The organism is Blautia sp. AM42-2, assembly GCF_003480245.1.
Taxonomy (GTDB): Bacteria; Bacillota; Clostridia; order Lachnospirales; family Lachnospiraceae; genus Fusicatenibacter; species Fusicatenibacter saccharivorans.
Map to the genome: position 1 here is coordinate 49,931 of NZ_QUIM01000003.1, position 22,320 is coordinate 72,250.

A 22,320-nucleotide genomic window follows, 5' to 3' on the forward strand; every position below is an offset into this window, starting at 1 on the left:
AAATAAAATCCCCGTTTGATATTGTGTATTTTGTCCATTTATATTGACTTTTTTTATCTTTTTCCACATTTTCAGGTGCTATGGCAGGCATTTTTACTAATTTATATGCGTTTGTTTTTATTTTTTACACCAGCTTACAACTCTACCAATCAGTGTTTTTTTGTAAAAAAAGCAGGAAAACGTAATGGGGGATTACATTTTAAGAAAAATGTCAGTTTTTTATCCAAATAATCTCCGTTTTCTCTGCTATGATAAACACCATAGAACCAAGAGGGGAAAAACGAGATGAGCCAATACAACATATTAGTCGTAGACGACGACCGGGAAATCGTAAGATCTCTCGGCAAACTATTAGAACTGGAAGGCTACAGGGTAAAAAAAGCCTACAACGGCATGGAGGCACTCGACATCCTCATGACCGAACAGATCCATCTGATCCTGCTCGATGTCATGATGCCCAAAATGAACGGCCTTTCCGCCCTGATGAAAATAAGAGAAAAAAATAACATCCCGATTATCATGCTTTCCGCGAAAACCGAAGAGAGCGACAAAGTCATCGGACTTTCGATGGGCGCCGATGATTACGTGACAAAACCATACAACACCGCCGAACTCATGGCCCGTGTCAAATCCCAGCTCCGCCGTTACTTCTCCTTAGGCGCCGCAAACGGAACCACACAAAGCCAGGATATCCTGAAAAACGGCGGTCTGCTGCTGAACCGAAACACCAAAGAACTCCTGGTGGACGGTGAACCTATCCGCCTGACCGCAACCGAGTACAAAATTATGGAGCTTCTGATGGAGCATCCCGGCTATGTATTCTCAGCCGAAGAAATCTACAGCCAGGTCTGGCAGGAGGATGCTTACAGCGTAGAAAATACCGTCATGGTTCATATCCGGCGCATTCGTGAGAAAATCGAAATTACGCCGAAAAATCCAAAATATTTAAAGGTGGTGTGGGGAATTGGATACAAAATTGAAAAAATTGACGGAAACTGAAAAACGCATCCTGCTGTGGATGCTTACCGATCTTTCTATGGTACTGATTTTGTGCGGAAAGCTTCTGCGGAAATGGGCCAGTGAATTCGAATGGGGAATGTGGCGCAACATCGAATGGGGTATCGGCATCGGAGTGACGGTAGTCGGCGTTTTGGGCATAGCCGCAGCCTTGTATCTGGTATGGAAATTCCGAAAAAATACCGGGAACCCGAAAATGACTGCTTTTGCCGGCAGCGAACCGGAAAAAGCGGGAAAAACAGCAAAAAGCAGCGAAGGAGCAGCCGCAGATAAGTCCGAGACAGATGAAATAGAAAAATCCCGGCAGATGCAGTTTGAGGCAAGAGCCGCTACGGAAGCAGAGAAAGAGCAGCTGTTTCTGAAAAAATCCGAAAAGGTGCCAAATGAGCTTCTGGTTCTTGTCGGAGGATTTGCTTTTTTCGGATGGCTTCAGCCGCTCCGGCACAGCTATGCCAGATACCGCATTGTTGCCGAATGGGGTACTGTAATAGAGTGTGTGCAGACAGGTCTTCTGTTTTTTGGAATTTGTGGCGTTTTCCTTCTCAGTGCCGGCATTCTTGTCTGTCGCTATGAAAAGAAACAACTGAGAGAAATGTCCTTTTTTTGCAGAGAAAGGAAGCGTTACAGAGATCGGACCAGCCTGGAACGGCAGCTTGCCGGTCAGAGTAAATGGCCGTTCCGTGTGGCACTGATTGCGGAACTTCTAATCGTGATTACCATGATCACCGGACTGATAAACGGAATGGATGGCGAGGTACTGTCTGTCATTCTTCTTGGACTGACCACGCTGATTTTAATTCTGTTTGCCTGGAAAACATACCGCAGTCGCCTGAACCGGGAGATGGGCCTTTTGATGGAACAGATCCATACGATGGCAGAAGGCAGCATGGAAAGCCGGATCCATGAAATATCCGAAAAATCCCTGCTGTATCCGGCGTTTGCAGAGCTGGAAAATATTGAGAGCGCTATGCAGAAGAGCGTAGAAAAACAGATGCAGGCGGAGCGTCTCAAAATTGATCTGATTACCAATGTATCGCACGATCTGAAAACACCGCTCACCTCGATGGTCGGCTATACGGATCTTCTGAAAAAAGAGGATCTGACACCGGCGGCACAGGACTACGTCGAAGTGATTTCTGTGAAACAGGAACAGCTAAAGGAGATGATCCAAAGCCTCTTCGAGCTCTCCAAATCGACAAGCGGAACCGAAAAATTCCAGATGGAAAAAATGGATATGAAACGGTTGATCGAGCAGACTCTCGCCGATATGGACGATGCGATTGCACAGAGCAGTCTGATATTCCGCACGGCGCTCGGAGATGAGCCACTGCCGTTCCTTGGGGATAATGGGAAAATGTACCGCGTGATACAGAATCTCGTGGAAAATATCCTGAAATACAGCCTGGGCGGAACGAGAGTTTACATTGACGCAGGGAAGGAAAACGGGGGGATTTTCGTGACGATGAAAAACATTTCCGCCTATGAGATGAATTTTGAAGCGGAGGAAATGATGGAACGCTTTGTGCGCGGCGACGAATCACGGACGAGCGAGGGGCACGGCCTTGGCCTTGCGATTGCATCAAGCTACACGGCCAACATGGGCGGCCGCATGGAGCTTGCGGCAGACGGCGATCTGTTTAAAGTCATCCTGCGTTTCCCGGAGGCAGGCGAGGATTCTGCAGCGGGAGAAACAGCCACAAAAACCTGACTTGCATAAGAATGAGACAGAAGCGGGATTGCAGCAGGAAGGATCTGCAGAAGGATTCTGAGAGAGTATGTAATCCCCGGGAGGAAAAAAATGGAGACAATCAGTATTATCATACCATGCTACAACGAAGAGGAAGCAATTCCGGTTTACTACGAGACGATGGTACGTCAGATGGATGAGATGGAAGAACAGCAGAAGGTTCAGTTCGAACTGATCTTTGTTGACGACGGTTCGAAGGATCACAGCCTGTTTGAGATGCGCCGGCTTGCGCAGAAGGATATGCGCTGCCGTTACCTCTCGTTTTCGAGAAATTTCGGAAAAGAGGCAGCCATGTACGCCGGACTGCAGGCGGCCAGAGGCGATTACGTAACAGTGATGGATGTCGACCTTCAGGATCCGCCGTCCCTTCTTCCGAAAATGTACGCGATGCTGCAGAGCGGTACCTGTGACTGTGTGGCGGCACGCCGGAGCTCGCGGGAGGGCGAGGGAAAAATCAAATCCTTCTTATCAAATGCCTTCTACGGTGTGATCAACCGCCTTTCCAGAACAGAGATTGTAAGCGGTGCACGGGACTACCGTCTGATGAGCCGCAAAATGGTGGATGCCGTGCTGGAAATGAGTGAGTACAACCGCTTTTCCAAAGGGATTTTCGGATGGGTCGGTTTTCACACAGAATGGCTGGAATTTGAGCACGAGGACCGCTGCGCCGGAACGTCGAAGTGGCCGCTTCGAAAGCTCCTCGCGTACTCGGTCGACGGCATCACAGGTTTTTCCGTAGCTCCGCTGTCATTTGCATCTGTCATGGGCGTGCTTTTTTTCCTGATTTCTATGATTCTGATTGTGTTCATCATCGGAAGAACGCTGCTGTTTGGCGATCCCGTTGCGGGCTGGCCGTCGATGGCATGCATCCTTTTTCTGGTGAGCGGTGTACAGCTTTTCTGCACGGGCATTGTAGGCATTTATCTTTCCAAGACATATCTTGAAACAAAGCACCGTCCGATCTATCTCTTAAAGGAGACGAGTGAAGAGACGGTCAAGATGCACAGTGTGCAGCCGGTGAAAAAGCAGGAGAGTGCTGCAAAGAGAAGAAAAGATGCCCATACGGCAGAAAAGAAAAACGTGTATTTTCCAGAGTATGCCGACAAACGCCATGCTTCTGAAAGAGGAGAAATCCGGGCATGAAAAAGGAAATCTTAAAGGAAATAAGAGAGCCGGGGAAATCACGGAAAAAGAAAGGTCAGCCGAAAGGACGACGGAACGGCTTTTTGGAAGGTCTTACCGGAAAGGATTTTACGGCGGCTGGTCTGTTTTTCTTTTCTTTGCTTTTGTGCCGGCTGTTCGTCCTGCAATACGGCGTATTCGGCTCCTCGATTGACTGGATCAGCCAGCACAGCACCCTTGCCGATTACTTTCGAAAGCGGTTTTACGCGACCGGAAACCTCTTCCCGGATTTCGCATGGAATCTGGGAGGAGGTCAGAATATTTACCATTTTGCCTACTACGGACTGCTGAGTCCGACCGTGCTGTTATCCTACCTTTTCCCGTTCATCCCGATGGACCTGTGGGTGATGGGTTCCTCCGCGCTGCTGTATGCGGCGGATGCAGTGCTTTTTTATCGCTGGATCAGCAAAAAGGGTCTGCATTACGGCAACTGTCTTTTTACATCACTTTTCTTTACGTGTTCTACCGCACTTTTATATCATTCCTATAATCAGCTTATGTTTGTCAATTATATGCCGTTTCTGCTGCTGGCTCTGCTGGGCGTGGACCGCCATTTTCAGAAGAAAAAAAGAGGTCTTCTGATCCTCGCCATTGTCGCCATGATCCTGACCAGCTTTTATTTTGCCGTCGGCGGGCTGCTTGCGCTCACGGCGTATGCGGTGACGGAGTATTTTAAATACTATGTGGGAAATGCTTCAGATGCAGCAAAAGAAGAAAAGCGAAATGAGCCGCGGGAGAAAAATGGTGCAGCAGGGAAAAATCAGAAGGCATGTGAAAAAGCTGCCGGATACAGTGAAACGGCAATGGCGGTTCGAGATTTTTTCCGCGCAGCAATCCGGTTTGCACTTCCAGTTCTTGCGGGAATCCTGCTTTCCGGCATTTTACTGATTCCATCGGCTGCTGCACTGTTCGGCGGCAGCAGCGGCGGACGCGGCAGCGCAGAGGGCGGGATCGCAGGACTCTTTACCGACCCGGCGATGTGGAAACCGCAGTTTCTGATCCTGCGTCTCTGCTATACGCCGTACGGCATCGGTCTTTCTTCCTTTGCAGCAATAGCTCTCTTTGGACGGATACTTGGAAAAAGCTGGTTCCGGGAAAAACAGCTGTCGCTGTTTCTGCTTGGCTTTTTCTGTATTCCCATCTTTGGCTACCTGCTGAACGGCGGACTGTACAGCAAAGATAAAGTATTTATCCCGTTTCTCCCGGTTCTCTGTGCAGAAGTCGGTCTTTATGTGGAAAACCAGTTTATCAGGAAACGGGAGTGTGGAAAAAATTGGTCTGCCGGAAGGTTTGCGTGGAAAGCCATGGCAGAGCTGCGGGAATTCCTGCCGTATCTCATCGTGCTGTTTCTGATGTGGAACGCAAAGCAGGAAACCTATTTTGATAAATACTGGCATCTTGGCATGCTGGATGTGATTTGTGCAGCAGTATGCTATCTGGTGTGGCGCTGGTTTCCGGCAAAAAAACTGCTTCGGGGAAGGGCGCTTCCATTTCTGCCGCTTATCTTCAGCACAGTGATTCTTTTATTCACCGGAAAAGTGATCAATCAGGAAAAAAATGTGATGATTCCATACGAAACGTATGATTCCCTGACAGATGAAAAAATTGCTGAGGCGATCCGCGAAATCCGTGCGGAAGATCCCGGCTGGTATCGCATCGAGCAGTATGGAGACGGAGGACAGAACATCGCAAACGTCAACCGGATCTGGGATATCGGGCAGAACATTTCAACGATCTATTCCTCGGCATACAATACAGAATACAAGAAGTTCCGGGACGAGACATACGGCATCAACGAAGCATTCCGCAACCGCATGATGCAGACCGTTTCGGATGATCCGCTGTTCTGGCAGCTCATGGGTGTGAAATATATTCTGGCAGACACACAGCCGGAAGGGTATGAACTGTATCGCAATTATGGAACATTTCAGGTTTACCGCGCCGTCTCTGCCGCGCCGATTGCCTGCGTGGCAGATCAGGTGGTTTCAGAGTCGGAATACAAGTCTCTTGGCTATCCGCAGAATCAGGAACTCCTGGAGACAACCGCGGTGATCCCGGATCGGGAAAGATGGGCAGAATCTTTGGACGGATCCAGAGAAAACGCCGATTCAGATACAAACAGTGATTCTATAAAATCTCTGTTTCACAGCCGCTTCCAGAAGGCAGAACTTGAAATTCCGGAGACCGATCAGGAAGGCCTGTGTATTCAGAAAACATCGGATGGCTATGAGATTGAAACGAAAAAATCCGTAACCGTTTCAGCGCAGTTACCAGATGCAGCGGAAGGGGCAACGCTGCTTGCTGTTTCCTTCGATGTCGATAATCAAAAAGCCAGCCATGACATGTTCGTCCGCATCAACGGCCAGACCAACCGCCTGACCGGCATCAACCATACGTATGCGAATGAGAATACAGAGTTCCATTATCTTGTCACGATGCGGGAAGACGGAACGGCATCCCTTCGGCTGGGAAAAGGCCATTATATATTGAAAAATCTGGGGGCCTGGACCGGCACAGCGCAGCCGCTGGAAAAGGTGGAACGGCTGTATCAGCAGAAACTTACGTTAATTGGAGGAACAACAAAGACATACGGCGGTGACGGCATCTCGGGTGTAGTTTCCGTGGAAAAAGACGGATATCTCATCACCAGCATTCCATACGATGAAAATTTTGTACTGAAAGTGGACGGACGGAAAACAAACCTGTTCCGCGTCAACACATCCTTCCTCGGTGCCAGAATTCCGGCGGGTGAGCACCAGATCGTTCTCGAATACCATGCGCCGGGACGGACGGCAGGAATTTTGTGCAGTCTGCTGGGGGTTTTGCTGGCACTGGCGGTTGTGATCTGTGAAAAAAGCTTGCCACCCTGTTCGTCCAGGGCAAAGAAAGCCATCGCGCCGTCAGCAATCAGATCTTCGACGTGATCCATGGCATACTGGTCAAAATCTTCAACCCAGAAGGAGAAAAACTTTTTCCGGTGATACAGAAAACGGTCCGGCGGTACGAAGAACTGCGGCAGAAGGAAGAAGAACTGCAGGGGCTGATCGATGGTGGAGCAGGGACTTGGATATTCGCTTCTGGCAAAACTGGTGATTCAGAAAACTGCCTATGACGTTGCCGTACTTCCGGTAGAAGAGCCGATTCTTCGTACGATGCCACTTGTGATGAAGGACAGAAGAGGGCTGTCGACAGCGGCGGTATTTCTCGAAATCCGGGAAATAAACAGCTGCAATTCCTTGCATTCGGTCTATATTTCACAGATCCATTCAGTTATACTACATCTCAACGACAGGATATTACATGAAACACGAGGTGAGCAGATGGAGCCAGCACAGAGAATCAGGCGGATCCGGATGATTGAAAAAATAGAAAAGTATCCCAATTTCAGTAATAAGATTGGCGTGAAAAATACATCCGGATTTGTAAAAAAACAACAGAAAAAGTGAACGGCTTATGATAGAATAAAGCCAGAAGGAGAACGTTATGTTATCATTATTATTTACTATTTGTATGATTGGTTTTGTTGGAAAGTTTTTTATATTTGGACTCAGAGCATCCTGGGGAATCCTGAAACTGCTTTGCACAGTTGTTTTCTTACCGGTCATCTTAATCGGAATGGTGCTCGGCGGACTAATCCACATCGCATTTCCATTATTACTGATCGGCGGCGTGATCGCACTTGCAGCATCACATTCCTCAAGATAAGGAGGACAAACATATGACATATGATATCCAGAAAGAAAAAAGAGAAGCCATTGACGCAGGAAGAAAAGCAATCTCGAGCCTGGAGACAGCAAGAGATAATCTGAACAGCGCAAAAAACTGGGGCCTGGTCGATATGTTCGGCGGCGGATTCTTTACCACCATGATCAAACATTCTAAAATCGACCAGGCAAAAGAAAATATGGAGCAGGCCAAATACGATCTGCGGAATTTCAGCAGAGAACTGCGGGATGTGAATATGGCCTGCGACTTAAATTTTGACATCGGAGATTTTCTCACCTTTGCAGATTATTTCTTCGACGGCTTCTTCGTAGACTGGATGGTCCAGGACCGAATCAGCACCGCAAAACGCCAGGTCGAAGAGGCGATCCGGAGAATTGAAAACATCGTAGATCAGTTACAGCAGATGTAAAAATGAGGCAGTGAACGAAGAAAAAGTTCACTGCCTTTTTTGTGCCTATTTCTGCTTTTCTTTCTCTTCACGCAGTATTTCCATATTCAGCCCCTGCTCCCCGGCAGTTTTCTCTACCCAGAGGTTTAAGGAATCAATAGCCAGAGAAATTTCGTCCAGTTTGTTGCTGATAAAGGCAAAATCCTTGATTCGTCATCACTGATTTTCCCGTCGCGTGCGATCTGGATCAGGCGTGAGGTGAGCGGATTGATTTCGTTCAGGCTGGCGATGGTTTCGAGAATGATGACTGGGAGATCCGATACCTCCACTTCCGGAACGTAACGCTGGCCGATTTCGCATTTGTGCGAGCAGTAATAATTGCAGAGATCCGGGCGGTGATAGGCGTCCGCCATCTGGACAATATCGTAAGGTGCAGGCTCCTGCATTTCATATTCAAACTTTTCGATTTTAGAATCAGAAACAGCCGTCATTTTTTCACTGGCTTCCGCTCTGGTCAGCCCGGCTTCTTCGCGGCAGATCTGGTAAATTGTCTTATTTTCCCATGAGAAGATCCTCCCTCGTATCTTTCAAAATATATGCATAACAAAGCTTATTATACTTGATTTGGCGCGGGCTAACAAGAAGGATCATGAAAGACAGAATTTTGAAATCTGGTAAAAATAGCTAAAAACGAAATTGTAAAATTGTGTTTTTTGTCAATGGAATTTTACATCACATAGATATATAATACACTTACAACTTAGATATAAACATAAGTCAAAGACGAAAGTGGAATGAAAAGAAAAACAAGGAGGAATCAACATGAAATTAACAAGAGATGGAATCAAAGACTGTGCAGCATGGGAGCAGGCAGGAATTGCGCTTCCGGGATATGATGTGGAGGCAGTGTCCGAAAAGGCAAAGGAAGAGCCGGGCTGGGTGCATTTTGGAATCGGCAATATTTTCCGCGTTTTCATCGGCGGCATCGCAGACGGACTTTTAGAGGAAGGTGTTCTGGATCGCGGCATCACCTGCGTGGAAACATTTGATTATGATGTCGTGGACAAAATCTACAAACCATATGACAATCTGGGACTGAACGTTATTCTTCATGGCGATGGAACACGTGAGTACAAGGTGCTCGGTGCACTCGCAGAGGCAGTAAAGGCACAGTCCTCGGATCCGGTACAGTGGAACCGTCTGAAGGAAATTTTTGCAGGCAAGTCTCTGCAGATGGTTTCATTCACCATTACGGAAAAAGGCTACGCTCTGCAGAAGGCAGACGGAACCTGGTTCCCGTTCGTTGAAGCAGATATCAAAAATGGACCGGACAAAGCGACCGGCGCAATGGCAGTTCTCGTTGCGATGCTGTTGACCCGTTATAAAGCAGGAAAATATCCGATTGCACTCGTTTCTATGGACAATTGCTCCCAGAATGGTGCAAAATTGCGCGAATCTGTTCTGACTATGGCAGAAGAGTGGAAGAAAGCCGGTTTTGTGGATGACGATTTCATGGCATATGTAAGCGATGAGAAAACCGTTGCATTCCCGTGGACCATGATTGATAAAATCACCCCGCGTCCGAGTGAGCAGATCGCAGCAGATCTGGAAGCACTTGGTGTAGAAGAGATGCAGCCGGTCATCACCGGAAAGAAAACATACATTGCACCGTTTGTCAATGCAGAGAAACCGCAGTACCTTGTCATCGAGGACAGCTTCCCAAATGGAAGACCGGCCCTGGAAAAAGGCTTCGGCGTTTACATGGCAGACCGCAATACGGTAAATCTGTCCGAGAGAATGAAGGTAACGGTATGCCTGAATCCGGTACACTCCGCAACCGGCCCGCTCGGTGTCGTACTTGGCTATGACTTGTTTGCACACATGCTGAACACCAACGAGGATATGATGAAAATGGCGCGTATGATCGCTTACAATGAGGGACTTCCGGTTGTGGCAGACCCGGGAATCCTTTCCCCGCAGGCCTTTGTGGATGAGCTGTTCAACGACCGTTTCCCGAATGAGTATTTAGGCGACACCAACCTCCGTCTTGCGGTTGATGTTTCCCAGATGGTCGGCATCCGCTTCGGCGAAACGATTAAAGCATATGTGAAGAAATTCGGCGATGCATCCCGCCTGACGGCTATTCCGCTCGGTATTGCCGGCTGGCTGCGCTATATGCTCGGTGTGGATGACAACGGACAGAAATTCGAGCTTGCGCCGGATCCGATGAATGAGGAAATTCAGGAGCAGTTCAAAGATATCGTGGTAGGAAAACCGGAAACCTTTACAAATCAGCTTCGTCCGATCCTTTCCAATGAGCGTCTGTTCTTTACCGATCTTTACAAAGACGGCGTAGGAGAAAAGATTGAGGATATGTTCCGCGAAATGATCGCAGGACCTGGAGCTGTAAAAGCAACGATTCATAAATATGTACAGAAATAAGAAAAAAGAATCCCCATCTGCTGCTTGAAAATCGGCAGCGAGCGGGCAGGAGGTAAGAGTAAGATGACGGAAGTGGTATTTGCGGCAGAGCCGGCAAGGTTTCTTATTGCGGCAGCGGCGGTGGTTGCCATGACGATGGCAGCCGGAATTATGGTAGCTATGCCGGGTGTCGCACAGCTGTCCCCGGTTTATCTTGCGGCGATGGTCTGTGCCATCAACGGTGGTGCGACTGCGTTCAGCCATGTAAATGATTCCGGTTTCTGGCTGGTCAGTTCGCTGGTCGAAATGGATGAGAAAACGACATTAAAATCGTGGACGATCATGGAAACCATCGTTGGCCTGACTGGTCTGGTCTGTGCCGTTGTGATTAGTCTGTTTGCGTAGTAGAGCAAAATGTTGCAAAAGCAGCGGAAATATTATATCATCAGGGTGTAAAAATAGTAGTAGTGACACTTGGCGGAAATGGAGCATATCTTTACAGCCGCAGGAAGAACTGGCAGCATTTGCCCGTTTTGGAAACGCCGTTGCAAGCCTTTGTGTGGAGAAAAAAGGTGCTATTTTAGCCATGCCAAATCTGGCGCAGGTGGAAAAAAGACTGGGGGATAAGAAATGGAATTAAGAGAGCAGTTAAATGGAATCCAGCATGTTGGTATTCCAACCAACGATATTGAGACGACGATTGCATTTTATGAAAAACTTGGATTTGAAATGGCATTCCGTACCGTAAATGAGGCGGCGGATGAGAAAGTGGCATTTTTAAAGCTTGGAACACTTGTGATCGAAACGTACGAAAACAAAGCTGCAGCGCTGAGATCCGGCGCAATCGACCATGTGGCGATTGACGTAAAGGATATCGAAAAGGTTCACGAAATGATTACCGGGGCCGGTCTGAATACGACGCAGGATGAAGTACATTTCCTTCCGTTCTGGAAAAATGGTGTCCGTTTCTTCACGATCGAAGGGCCGAATAAAGAAAAAGTAGAATTCAGCCAGTATTTGTAATGATTCCAAGCCATGCGAAATGGAAGAAAAATTGCGAATCATGCTCGCATGAATATCCGTTCGACCAGCAAAGTCTCTGCCGGGAAGCAAAATTTTTGCCCGGCAGAGGCTTTTTTACTTACTCTGAAACAAATACTACCGGATAGTCAAAAAAGCGCAAATTATCCCTATAGAGTAAAGGAGATGCAAAATTTATCTGCAGTTACAAAAACGGGGCAGGAAATTATTACGCTTTTATTTCCGCTATCGAATCCTTCAATAACTTTAATCTGGCAGGCTACTTTCCAAACAGAGTTGTCCCCATCCCACCCGCCTGTTCGGGTATTCGCTCTCGGATGCGATGGGTTTTGCGCCTGCGATGAGATAAGCTTTCAGCTTTTCACCATATAAAAACGGGTCATTTCCGCGCAGAATACCCCATTCCATCATAAGAGCGGCGCTTCCCGATACAAAAGGCGTGGCAAACGAGGTGCCGGTGAAGGAAGCATAGCCGCCGCCGGAACGGGGAGCTGGGATGTCGACACCCGGGGCGGCGAGATCAGGTTTAATTTCGTGGAGAATACGGGTATAGCCGCGGCCGGAGAAGCTGGCATAGGAGGAGAGGCGGGGATCATAGGCACCGACCGTGATAGCGGAGCGGGCAGTGGAAGGGATGGTGAGTGTGGTATCGGCAGTGGGAGAGAAGAAGCGGGTCTGTGGACCGATGGCATTTCCGCCGGGAAGCCAGAGGTCAAAGGAACCGGAGATCAGGCGGCCGGGGGTGAGACGCAAGGTCCAGATGCCGTTTTCGACGGACAGATGGTTTCCTGCGCCCTGAAAGGTCAGGTAAATTTCCTGCGCCTGGCTGTAGGGGGATGGCATGCCATAAAACAGGAGAAGTTCTGTCGGACCAAGCGTCAGACGTGCCGTGCCGAGGACAGGAGAGAGCGTGCCGGAGCGGATGCCGCCGGGGGAAATCAGTTCGATCGAGATTTCATCCCCATAAACCTTCCAGATCTGGAGACTGAACGAGGATTCATAAGTACCGACCTGAAATTCAACGGAGACAGCGCGGTCAGTCGTTGCCGAGACCGCAGACGTCGCAGTCGGATCGGACGTCGCGCGGACGGTTTGCGTTTGGCCGGCCGACCTGCGATCCGGCCTCAGGTTACCGGCATAATGGCGTCCGGTATCCCCTTCATTCCCTGCCCCGATACAGATCACATGTTGCCCTAAATTTGACACTGCATTGAGATACGTTTCCAGCAGCGATTGCCCGCTGTGCGAACCATAATTATTCCCGAAACTCAAGTTAATGACGAGCGGCCGTTCCACCAGCAGCGCATACCGTACACAGAAATCCACCGCCTGCAGCAATTGCGATGTCCGCGGCAGATCCGCAGGATCAGGATTTCCAAGCTTTACGACAACGAGCGTTGCTTCCGGTGCCACGCCCCGCATGGATCCATCCGCAGAGGATCGCCCGTTTCCGGCGGCAATTCCGAGAACTGCCGTCCCGTGCCCCGTCACATCGCGGGACGGTACGAGGGCAAACCGCTCCGTGGGCGAAGAAGCCGCAAGTGCCTCATTGATCTGCCGCCGTGTATATACCGATCCCAGAGCATACCCAGTCGGAGGATTTCCCGGAATCGTCTGATCCCATAGAAGTGCAATCCGGCTTGTCCCGTCTGCCGCACAGAAATCCGGGTGTGCATAGTCCACGCCGGAATCGATGCACGCGAGCAGCACTCCGTCCCCATACAGCCCGGAAATTCCCTCCTGTACCGGTGAAATACAGGACACGCTCCGGGCAAACGCATCCGCGAAAAACAAAGGCTTCGGCTTCTCCAGATACGTAATCTGCGGCAGTCCTGTCACGTAATCCATCAGGGACTCCGGAACCAGAAGAATGGCATACGAAAACAGCAGCAGCGTCACACGAACTCCCTGCCCCTCCAGAAAAGCCAGGTCTCCCTGATACTGTACAATTACTTCCCATGTTTTGCTGTAAGAGTTATAACCTGCCGAAAGCTCCGGCACACGCCGCCGTTCGACTTCCGTTGCGGCCAGCGCAAGGTTCAACAGGTTTTCCCTTTTTTGATCAATCATTACAAAAACTCCGTCCAAAATGTTGTTAAAATCTATTCCGCTTTTCCGGGAAATATGATATAATCGCCATCGTACAATAGGGGTACAGATCTGCTTTTTGGAGTGCATCGAAAAATGGTTTTACGATGCCGCCTGGCGGGTCTTTACTATTTTACGCGAAATGCTTTTGCATTGAAGGGAGAGAACATGAAAATTATCATTGTGGGCTGCGGAAAAGTCGGAACCGCACTGACCGCCCAGCTGAGCCGTGAGGACAACCTTGTGACGGTCATTGACACAGACAGTATTGTCGTCCGCAACGTCTCCAACACCTACGACGTTATGGGAATTGTAGGAAACGGAGCAAGCTATCAGGTGCTTCAGGAGGCGGATATTGAGCATGCGGATCTGATGATTGCCGTAACCAAAAGTGATGAAATGAACCTGCTTTGCTGTGTTATCGCAAAACAGGCGGCAGACTGTCACACCATCGCAAGAGTCCGAAACCCGATGTATCGGGAAGAAAGAGAATTTATCCGCAAAAAGCTGGGTCTGTCCATGATCATCAACCCGGAGCACGCGGCCGCCATGGAAATGGCAAGACTGCTGCGGTTTCCGTCTGCGATCGAGATCGACAGTTTTTCCCGCGGAAGAATCGAAATGCTGCGCTTTAAAGTGCCGGAAACATCGAAAATTGTCCATATGTCGCTGCGTGAGCTGGCCGGAGCGCTTCAGTACAGTCTGCTGGTCTGTGCTGTTGAGCGAAACGGCGAGGTTTACATACCGGATGGAAATTTTGTGATCCAGGCAAAAGACAGCCTTTCCATCATTACCACACCGCAGAACGCAGAGAGCCTGTTTAAGAAAATTGGTGTTCATACAAACAAGGTACACAATACGATGATCGTCGGCGGCGGTGAAATTACGTATTATCTCGCAAAATCACTGGCAAATATGAACGTCGATGTCAAGATTATCGAGAAAAATAAGGATCGCTGCGAGGTTTTAAGCGAAGCACTGCCGGATGCAACCGTTATTTACGGTGACGGAAGTGACCAGGAGCTCTTAAAAGAGGAGCGCATCCAGGATATGGATTCCTTTGTGGCCTGCACCGATATGGATGAGGAAAACATCATTCTGTCGCTGTATGCGAAAGAGAAGGTATCCTCAAAGGTTGTAACGAAAATCAACCATCTGGAATTTAATGATGTTATCCACAGCCTGAACCTGGACAGCCTGATCTACCCGAAACACATCACCGCAGAGTACATTCTGCAGTATGTCCGGGCAATGAAAAACTCCATCGGAAGCAACGTTGAGACGCTGTACAAGCTGATGGAAGACCGCGTGGAGGCGCTTGAGTTTATCGTGAATCAGAACTGCCGTATGATCGGCATCCGTCTGCAGGATATGAAAACACGGCCGAACCTTCTGGTAGCAGCGATTAACAGACAGGGAAAGGTCATCATTCCGGGCGGACAGGATTCCTTTAAGGCAGGAGATTCCGTCATTATCGTAACAACGGAAACCGGTCTTCAGGATATCCATGAGATTCTGGCAGAGTAACGGGGGAAGCGGATTATGAACTATAAAATGATTCGTTTTGTCATCAGCTGGGTGCTGAAAGTGGAAGGTATGCTGATGCTGCTTCCGGCGCTGGTCGGAGCCATGTATCAGGAAAAGACAGGCTTTGCGTATCTTATCTGGGGACTGCTCTGCATTGCGGCCGGTCTGATCCTCTGCTTCAGAAAACCGTCCAATATGGAAATCTATTCCCGCGACGGATTTGTCTGCGTTTCGTTAAGCTGGGTTGTCCTTGGTGTTTTCGGAGCGGTGCCGTTTGTAATTACGGGGGAAATTCCGTTTTATATCAATGCGCTGTTTGAGATCGTTTCCGGTTTCACAACGACAGGAGCCAGCATTTTGAGCGATGTGGAAGCACTTTCACACGCCAGCCTGTTCTGGAGAAGCTTTTCCCACTGGATTGGCGGTATGGGCGTTCTTGTGTTCATTCTTGCATTGCTTCCGATGAAGGGCGGTTCCGTCATGAACCTGATGAAGGCAGAGAGCCCGGGACCGACTGTTTCCAAATTTGTTCCGAGAGTGCGCGGAACCGCTAAAATTCTGTATCAGATTTATCTTGGCATGACACTTTTTACCATTGCTGCCCTGCTGCTTTCCGGCATGAAGACATTTGATTCTGTCACACTCGCCATGGGAGCTGCCGGAACAGGAGGCTTTGCCGTGTTGAACAGCGGTTGTGCAGTGTACACACCACTGCAGCAGTGGATTCTGACAATCGCCATGATTGCGTTCGGTGTGAATTTTAACTTTTATTATCTGATGCTTTGCAAAAAGGGAAAGGCCGCCATTTCGTCCCAGGAGGTAAGAGCGTATTTCCTGATTATCCTTCTGGCAGGAGGCGTGATTTCCTGGAATACCTACCCGATGTACCATTCCATCGGTGAGACGGTACGAACCGCCTTTTTCCAGGTCGGATCGATTATCACGACAACGGGTTATTCCACAACGGACTTTGACCTCTGGCCGGAGCTGTCAAAATGTATTCTGGTGATGCTGATGTTCATCGGAGCCTGCGCCGGTTCAACGGGAGGCGGAATCAAGGTTTCGCGAATCCTGATCCTCTTAAAAACCGTGAAAAAAGAGCTTGGTTCGATCGTGCATCCGCGCAGTATCAAACGCATCCGTTTCGACGATCACCCGGTAGAGCATGAGGTTCTGCGGGCGATCAACGTATTTTTGATTGTTTATCTGGTGATCTACAGCTTTTCCATGCTGATCATCAGTGTGGATGGATTTTCCTTCGAGACAAACTTCACGGCAGTTGCCGCAACATTGAACAACATCGGACCTGGTCTTGACCTGGTAGGACCGACCAGTAACTTCTTTGGATACGGTCCGGTTTCCAAGCTGATTCTGATTTTTGATATGCTGGCAGGCCGTCTGGAACTGTTTCCGATGCTGATCCTTTTCTATCCGTCTACCTGGAAGAAGAGAGGATAAAGCGGTTCACCGGGAAAAAGAGGGACTTTGCGTCGGCGGGAAACTGCCGGAGCAGAAGGAAAAGAAAAAATGGTTACGATTCACAGGGTTTTCCAAAAAAACAGAAAGACGGAATAAAGTCAGGGTGCATTTCCTGACCACAGGCAGAAAGGAAGGAACTTATGAGTAACTGGGAAAAGAATGTAAGAAAAGTTGTGCCGTATGTACCGGGCGAGCAGCCGCATGAGGCTGACATGATTAAGTTGAATACGAATGAGAATCCGTATCCGCCGTCACCAAAAGCCGCAGAGGCGATCAGACGGGTAGCAGAAGAGGATACCCTCCGTCTCTATCCGGATCCGACCGCGGCAGAACTGGTGCAGGCGATTGCGGATGTCTACCACGTAAGCACAAAGCAGGTTTTTGTCGGCGTTGGTTCGGATGATGTTCTGGCGATGGCGTTTATGACGTATTTTAACTCTGACAAACCGATTCTTTTCCCGGACATTACGTATTCCTTTTACGATGTCTGGGCGGAGGAATTCCGCATTCCGTACGAGCAGATCCCGCTCGATGAAAATTTCTGCATTGTGCCGGAGCAGTATTTTGCAGAAAACCATCCAAATGGCGGAATCGTATTCCCGAACCCGAATGCACCGACGGGTGTGGAGCTTTCGCTTTCTGCGATCGAATCGATATTACAGCACAACCCGGATGTGGTTGTGATTGTGGATGAGGCATATGTGGATTTCGGAGCAGCCACTGCGCAGCCGCTGCTGGAAAAATATGAAAACCTGCTGGTTGTGCAGACAACATCAAAATCCCGTTCGCTTGCCGGCATGCGCATCGGCTATGCAATCGGAAATGAGAAGATGATTTCGTATCTGAACGATGTGAAATATTCATTCAATTCCTACACCATGAATCAGACCACAATCGCCGCCGGAGCCGCAGCGATCCGCGATGTGGAATATTTCCGCAAGACGGTGAAAAAAGTGATGGAAACGCGAGAATGGTCGAAGGAGGAACTGAAAAAGCTTGGATTTTCTTTCGAGGATTCGAAATCGAACTTTATTTTCGCAACACACAAAAGCGTACCGGCCGGGAAGATTTTTCAGGCACTCCGGGAACGCCATATCTATGTGCGGTATTTTGAAAAACCCCGTATTGACAATTATCTGCGTATTACGATTGGTACGAGGGAAGAAATGCAGACGCTGTTTGAATTTTTGAAAGATTACTTAAAAGAGGGATGAAACAGCAAAAAATATAAAACAGAAGAAAAGTATCTGCAAAGGAGCAGAAGAAAATTTTAAAGGGGGACTGCCGTCGGACTCGGATATGAGATCCAGCGGCAGTTTTGGAAGGTATTTGGGTATGAACAAAGAGAAGAAAGAAGTAGTAAAGGTAAATCAGATTACAGAGGGTGTTATCTGGCAGCAGATTCTGATCTTTTTCCTGCCGATTCTGTTCGGAACGTTTTTCCAGCAGCTTTACAACACGGCAGATGCCATGATTGTCGGACACTTTCTCGGAAAACAGGCACTTGCGGCGGTCGGCGGAACGACAGGTACGCTGATCAATCTGCTGGTCGGATTTTTCGTCGGCCTTTCGAGTGGTGCGACAGTTGTTATTTCACAGCATTACGGAGCCAATAAAGAGGACAAGGTTCAGTGGGCAGTGCACACGTCCATTGCCTTTTCCATTCTCGGAGGTATTGTGCTGACGGTAGTCGGCATTGGATGCTCGAGATGGATGCTCGATCTGATGAGCACGCCGGATGACGTTGTAAACTATGCGTTGATTTATATGCGTGTCTATTTCCTTGGAACCATCGGAAACCTGATTTACAATATGGGTTCCGGTATCCTGCGTGCGGTCGGCGACTCGAAACGTCCGCTGCTGTATCTGATCATCTGCTGTATGACCAATATCGTGCTTGACTTTTTATTTGTTGTCGGTTTGCAGATGGGTGTTATGGGCGCGGCGCTTGCGACCATTCTGTCGCAGATCATCAGTGCGGTTCTTGTTATGGGCTCTCTGATGCGGACCAGAGACATTTACCGGCTTCATCTGCGGAAAATCAGCATCGACTGGATTATGCTGAAACGAATTATCCGCATTGGTTTTCCGGCAGGCGTACAGTCGATTCTGTACTCGGTATCGAACGTGATCATTCAGTCTGCTGTCAACTCGCTGGGAACCAACAATGTGGCTGCGTGGGCGGCTTACGGAAAGGTGGACGGTCTTTTCTGGATGATGATCAATGCGCTCGGTATTGCGGCGACAACCTTTGTCGGTCAGAACTACGGTGCGAAAAAGATGGATCGTGTACACCGCGGTGTGCGCACCAGCATGATCATGGCATTCCTGATGACGGGTCTGATGGTTGTGTTTATGTGGTTTATCGGTGATACACTGATTTCTCTGTTTACCACAGATACGGCTGTGCGTGAAATCTGTCACGGACTGATCCATTTCCTGGTTCCGACCTTTTTTACCTACATTTCCATCGAAATCCTTTCCGGTGCACTCCGTGGTGTCGGAGATGCATGGATTCCGATGTTTATCACCGGAATAGGAATCTGTGGAGTACGTATCGTGTGGATGACGGCGGTTCTGCCGCATTTCCACTCCTTAAAAGGAGCTGCCTTCTGCTATCCGCTGTCGTGGGTAATCACAACGATTGCATACTTTATTTATTACCTGTTCTTCAGTCAGCTGAGTAAGCGGAAAGAATTGAGGAGTATCTAACAGAATGTTCAAACTGTATTAACAAAACTGTGCTATCATGAAAATATCAGTGTCAAAAGGTCAAAAAACCGATGCAGGCAAAGCTTGCAGGAGGATTTTTGAACTCGGGACACGGCAAAAAATGAGTAAGTAGCCATTTTTCAAAGAAAAATGAGCGGATTACAAAGGAAAGACAGGTGGAACGTAAGATGGTAAGTGAAAAAGTAACGATTGTCAATCCGTCAGGTCTGCATCTTTTAAACGCGGTAAATTTGTCAAACAGTGTAAGCCGGTACAAATCTTCCATGTCGTTTACCTATGAAAACAACGGGATGCTGGGAACGGTTAACTTAAAGAGTATTTTGAGTATCGTCGCCGCAGGAATCAGGCAGGGAGACATCATTGAGATCTGCAGCAGCGGGGAGGATGAAGAGGAAGCACTTCAGGCTGCCGTTGCTGCAATTAAAAGCGGGCTCGGAGAGACGCCGGAGTGAGGAGATAGGAACATAGAATAGAAATAAAGAAAAGGACCTCGCTTTTTGAAAAAACGGAATGGGAAACCGGACCGTATTTCAAAAAGCGAGGTTTTTGTGTGGCGGCAGATAAAAGATTCCTGCCTTCGGGGGGGGATTTCGAAAGCAGGGATGAAAAGATAAGCTGCGAAGCGGATTGCGAATATCCGTTTGACAACAGGAGGTATAAGGCCGGAAAAAAGTGTCTACACTCTGGATAAAGCAAAAATGCAGAGAAAAGGAGTGCAGAAAAAATGGCAAGGCAGAAGAAAATTGATCTGGAACATATGACGGAGAAGGAGAAAATGAAATACGAAATCGCAGGTGAGCTGGGGCTTTTAGAACGCGTGCTGAATGACGGCTGGCGATCACTCACGGCAAAAGAAACGGGCCGGATCGGTGGCCTTGTGACACGGAGGAAGCGGCAGATGGCGGCGGAAGGAAAGAACGAAAACGAAGAAAAATAAGCGGTACCGCAATTTTTGCAATATCCTCAACAGTTTTGATCATAGATTTTTCCTGTGAAAGCGTTATAATAAAAACAAGGAATGGGTGGTGCCGCGCCAAAGTCCGTGTCAGCACGAGACCCGGCGACTGCCGCGATACCCTGAGAAACTCGCAGAGCGTGTTTCGGATCGTTTGGAGAAGTGAGGGAAAAGTTTATGGAAGCAAAAAAAGAGAAAAAGTATATGTCGGATATCCATCTCGAGGATTATACCGAACAGTACGAAACGGGATTTGCCACAGTGGACACGATGATATTTGAAGGGGGAAGAAGAGAGGAGCTGCTGAACGGCGGCTGGCATTATGCAGTCGATCAGTACGATACCTGTCTGCGCCAGAAATGGTACAAAGAGAGATACCGCGACGAAAAAGGCTTCACTGTGCCAATCGACTATTCCTTTGACGAGTGGCCGGTGATGCAGCTTCCGTGCAGCTGGAATACCATCGATCCGATGTATCTCCTGTATGAGGGAAGAATGGTCTTTACGAGAAAATTTTCCTATATCGCAGAACGAGAGGAAACAGTCTTTCTGAAGGTGGGCGCAGCCAATTATCTGTGCCGCGTTTTCTTAAACGGAAAATACGTCGGTATGCATCGCGGCGGATCGACACCGGCGTTCTGGAATATCACAGAATACCTGAAAGCGGAGAACCGCATCGTGCTTGCTGTTGACGGAACGAGACGGCCGGAGCAGGTGCCGACCGAGAATACCGACTGGTTCAACTACTGCGGCGTATACCGCGATATCGCACTGATCCGTGTTCCGAAATGCCATATCAAAACTTTTAAAATTGCGCTTGTGCCGGACGGAACATTTGGACATGTTATAGCGAAAGTGACACTGTCGGAAAAAATCACAGCCAAGGCAGAGCTTGTCATCGAGGAGCTTGGCGTGAGCCGGAAAATCCAGCTGGAAAACGGAGCCGGAGAAGTTGTTTTTGATGCAAAACCGGAGCTTTGGACACCGGAAAAACCGAAGCTGTATGATGTAAAAGTAACCTGTGGAACCGATACCGTCAGCGACCGGGTCGGCTTTCGTGAAATTCGCGTGAACGGCAGAGACATTCTGCTGAACGGAGAGCCCGTTTTCCTGCGTGGTATCAGTTGCCACGAAGACAGCGTGGAAAACGGAAAAGGCCTGACAAGAGAGGAACGGATCGAAAATATCCGCATTGCGAAAGAACTGGGATGCAACTTCATGCGCCTTGCACATTACCCGCATAACGAAGAAATGGCAAAACTCGCCGACGAGCTTGGGCTTCTTTTGTGGGAGGAAATTCCGGTTTACTGGGCAATTCGTTTTGAACGTGAAAAAACATATGAGGATGCCCAGAATCAGCTCCGCGAACTCATCAACCGTGACTGGAACCGCGCGAGCGTGATCATCTGGTCTGTCGGAAATGAGAATGCCGATACGGATGAACGGCTGAAATTCATGAGCGTACTGGCAGAATGCGCGCATCGGGAGGATGAGACGCGAATGGTGTCTGCGGCCTGCCTGGTTAATGCTGCGAAAAATAAGATTGAGGACCGTCTGATGGAATACCTTGACATCATCGGCATCAACGAGTACTGCGGCTGGTACACCCCGGATTTTGCGATGCTGCCGGCACTGATGGAAAACAGCCAGCCGGACAAGCCGGTTATCGTAACGGAGTTCGGCGCAGACGCGCTGCCGCATCACCATGGAACCATCTCGGACAAAGGAACCGAGGAATGCCAGGCGGATGTGTACGAAAAACAGATTGCAACGCTGCGGAACATTGACTACATCAAGGGCATGACCCCATGGATTCTCTACGACTTCCGCTGCCCGCGCAGAACAAGCCTGATCCAGAAATATTATAACCGGAAGGGGCTGCTCTCTGAGGACAAAAAGTACCGCAAACCGGCATTTTATGTGCTGCAGAAATTTTATGAAGAGCTGAAAAGAAAAGAACAGTAGGGGCAAGAGCTTTTCAAAAAGATCAGCCGACTTGCACGGTTGATGATATCA

The 22,320-nt window shown here is 48.7% G+C and carries 17 protein-coding genes and 2 pseudogenes; 17 read left to right on the top strand and 2 right to left on the bottom strand.

What is annotated here, in order from left to right; translation table 11 throughout:
• Positions 1-285 precede the first annotated feature (285 nt).
• From DW915_RS05520 to DW915_RS05550, 7 genes are all read left to right on the top strand, one after another.
• Positions 286-999: a response regulator transcription factor gene (locus DW915_RS05520; protein WP_118741739.1), complete on the top strand. Its 714-nt coding sequence runs from the start codon at positions 286-288 to the stop codon at positions 997-999.
• Entirely contained in the window at positions 965-2,725 is a 1,761-nt protein-coding gene (locus DW915_RS05525) for a sensor histidine kinase (RefSeq protein WP_118741740.1), read from the top strand. The genes DW915_RS05520 and DW915_RS05525 overlap by 35 nt, the downstream gene beginning before the upstream one ends.
• Before the next feature lie 90 nt (positions 2,726-2,815).
• The gene (locus tag DW915_RS05530; RefSeq protein ID WP_118741741.1) at positions 2,816-3,907 is read left to right on the top strand and encodes a glycosyltransferase family 2 protein; all 1,092 of its coding nucleotides are present in this window, start codon (positions 2,816-2,818) and stop codon (positions 3,905-3,907) included.
• A complete protein-coding gene (locus tag DW915_RS05535) occupies positions 3,904-6,870 on the top strand; it encodes a YfhO family protein (protein WP_118741742.1) in 2,967 nt (988 codons plus the stop codon). Before DW915_RS05530 ends, DW915_RS05535 begins: the two co-directional genes overlap by 4 nt.
• 123 nt (positions 6,871-6,993) lie before the next feature.
• The gene (locus DW915_RS05540) at positions 6,994-7,392 is read left to right on the top strand and encodes a hypothetical protein (protein ID WP_118741743.1); all 399 of its coding nucleotides are present in this window, start codon (positions 6,994-6,996) and stop codon (positions 7,390-7,392) included.
• Positions 7,393-7,429: 37 nt separating this feature from the next.
• A complete protein-coding gene (locus tag DW915_RS05545; protein WP_022462807.1) occupies positions 7,430-7,651 on the top strand; it encodes a hypothetical protein in 222 nt (73 codons plus the stop codon).
• 13 nt (positions 7,652-7,664) lie between these two features.
• The gene (locus DW915_RS05550) at positions 7,665-8,081 is read left to right on the top strand and encodes a hypothetical protein (RefSeq protein ID WP_022462808.1); all 417 of its coding nucleotides are present in this window, start codon (positions 7,665-7,667) and stop codon (positions 8,079-8,081) included.
• A gap of 45 nt (positions 8,082-8,126) precedes the next feature.
• Here the strand turns inward: DW915_RS05550 and DW915_RS05555 are convergent.
• Positions 8,127-8,632 (bottom strand): annotated as a pseudogene (locus DW915_RS05555) (helix-turn-helix domain-containing protein).
• Between the two features lie 250 nt (positions 8,633-8,882).
• Between DW915_RS05555 and DW915_RS05560 the strand changes: the two are divergent.
• The 3 genes and pseudogenes from DW915_RS05560 to DW915_RS05575 all read left to right on the top strand — a co-directional run bounded on the left by DW915_RS05560 (position 8,883) and on the right by DW915_RS05575 (position 11,504).
• A complete protein-coding gene (locus DW915_RS05560) occupies positions 8,883-10,502 on the top strand; it encodes a mannitol dehydrogenase family protein (protein WP_118741744.1) in 1,620 nt (539 codons plus the stop codon).
• 117 nt (positions 10,503-10,619) lie between these two features.
• A pseudogene (locus tag DW915_RS05565) lies at positions 10,620-10,886 on the top strand (GntT/GntP/DsdX family permease); the annotation flags it as partial.
• A gap of 225 nt (positions 10,887-11,111) precedes the next feature.
• Entirely contained in the window at positions 11,112-11,504 is a 393-nt protein-coding gene (locus DW915_RS05575) for a VOC family protein (protein WP_118741746.1), read from the top strand.
• A gap of 264 nt (positions 11,505-11,768) precedes the next feature.
• On the opposite strand, the gene DW915_RS05580 is transcribed toward DW915_RS05575, so the two are convergent.
• Positions 11,769-13,592, bottom strand: coding sequence for a S8 family peptidase (locus DW915_RS05580; protein WP_118741747.1), 1,824 nt, complete (start codon positions 13,590-13,592; stop codon positions 11,769-11,771).
• 114 nt (positions 13,593-13,706) lie between these two features.
• On the opposite strand from DW915_RS05580, the gene trkA reads away from it, so the two are divergent.
• The 7 genes from trkA to DW915_RS05615 all read left to right on the top strand — a co-directional run bounded on the left by trkA (position 13,707) and on the right by DW915_RS05615 (position 22,269).
• Positions 13,707-15,137 carry a Trk system potassium transporter TrkA gene (gene trkA / locus DW915_RS05585; RefSeq protein ID WP_279220261.1) on the top strand — a complete coding sequence of 477 codons (1,431 nt, stop codon included), beginning with the start codon at positions 13,707-13,709 and terminating at the stop codon, positions 15,135-15,137.
• Between the two features lie 15 nt (positions 15,138-15,152).
• Complete coding sequence (locus DW915_RS05590; RefSeq protein ID WP_118741748.1) at positions 15,153-16,595, top strand: TrkH family potassium uptake protein; 1,443 nt, start codon at positions 15,153-15,155, stop codon at positions 16,593-16,595.
• A gap of 161 nt (positions 16,596-16,756) precedes the next feature.
• Positions 16,757-17,830, top strand: coding sequence for a histidinol-phosphate transaminase (gene hisC, locus DW915_RS05595; RefSeq protein ID WP_118741749.1), 1,074 nt, complete (start codon positions 16,757-16,759; stop codon positions 17,828-17,830).
• 121 nt (positions 17,831-17,951) lie between these two features.
• Positions 17,952-19,328: an MATE family efflux transporter gene (locus DW915_RS05600; protein ID WP_118741750.1), complete on the top strand. Its 1,377-nt coding sequence runs from the start codon at positions 17,952-17,954 to the stop codon at positions 19,326-19,328.
• 188 nt (positions 19,329-19,516) lie between these two features.
• Positions 19,517-19,801 carry an HPr family phosphocarrier protein gene (locus DW915_RS05605; protein ID WP_118741751.1) on the top strand — a complete coding sequence of 95 codons (285 nt, stop codon included), beginning with the start codon at positions 19,517-19,519 and terminating at the stop codon, positions 19,799-19,801.
• Between the two features lie 272 nt (positions 19,802-20,073).
• On the top strand, positions 20,074-20,286 hold the full coding sequence (locus DW915_RS05610; RefSeq protein WP_055220834.1) for a small, acid-soluble spore protein, alpha/beta type: 213 nt from the start codon (positions 20,074-20,076) through the stop codon (positions 20,284-20,286).
• Positions 20,287-20,481: 195 nt separating this feature from the next.
• Positions 20,482-22,269 (top strand): glycoside hydrolase family 2 protein, encoded by a 1,788-nt coding sequence (locus tag DW915_RS05615; RefSeq protein WP_118741752.1) that lies wholly within the window; start codon positions 20,482-20,484, stop codon positions 22,267-22,269.
• The last annotated feature ends 51 nt before the right edge of the window (positions 22,270-22,320 follow it).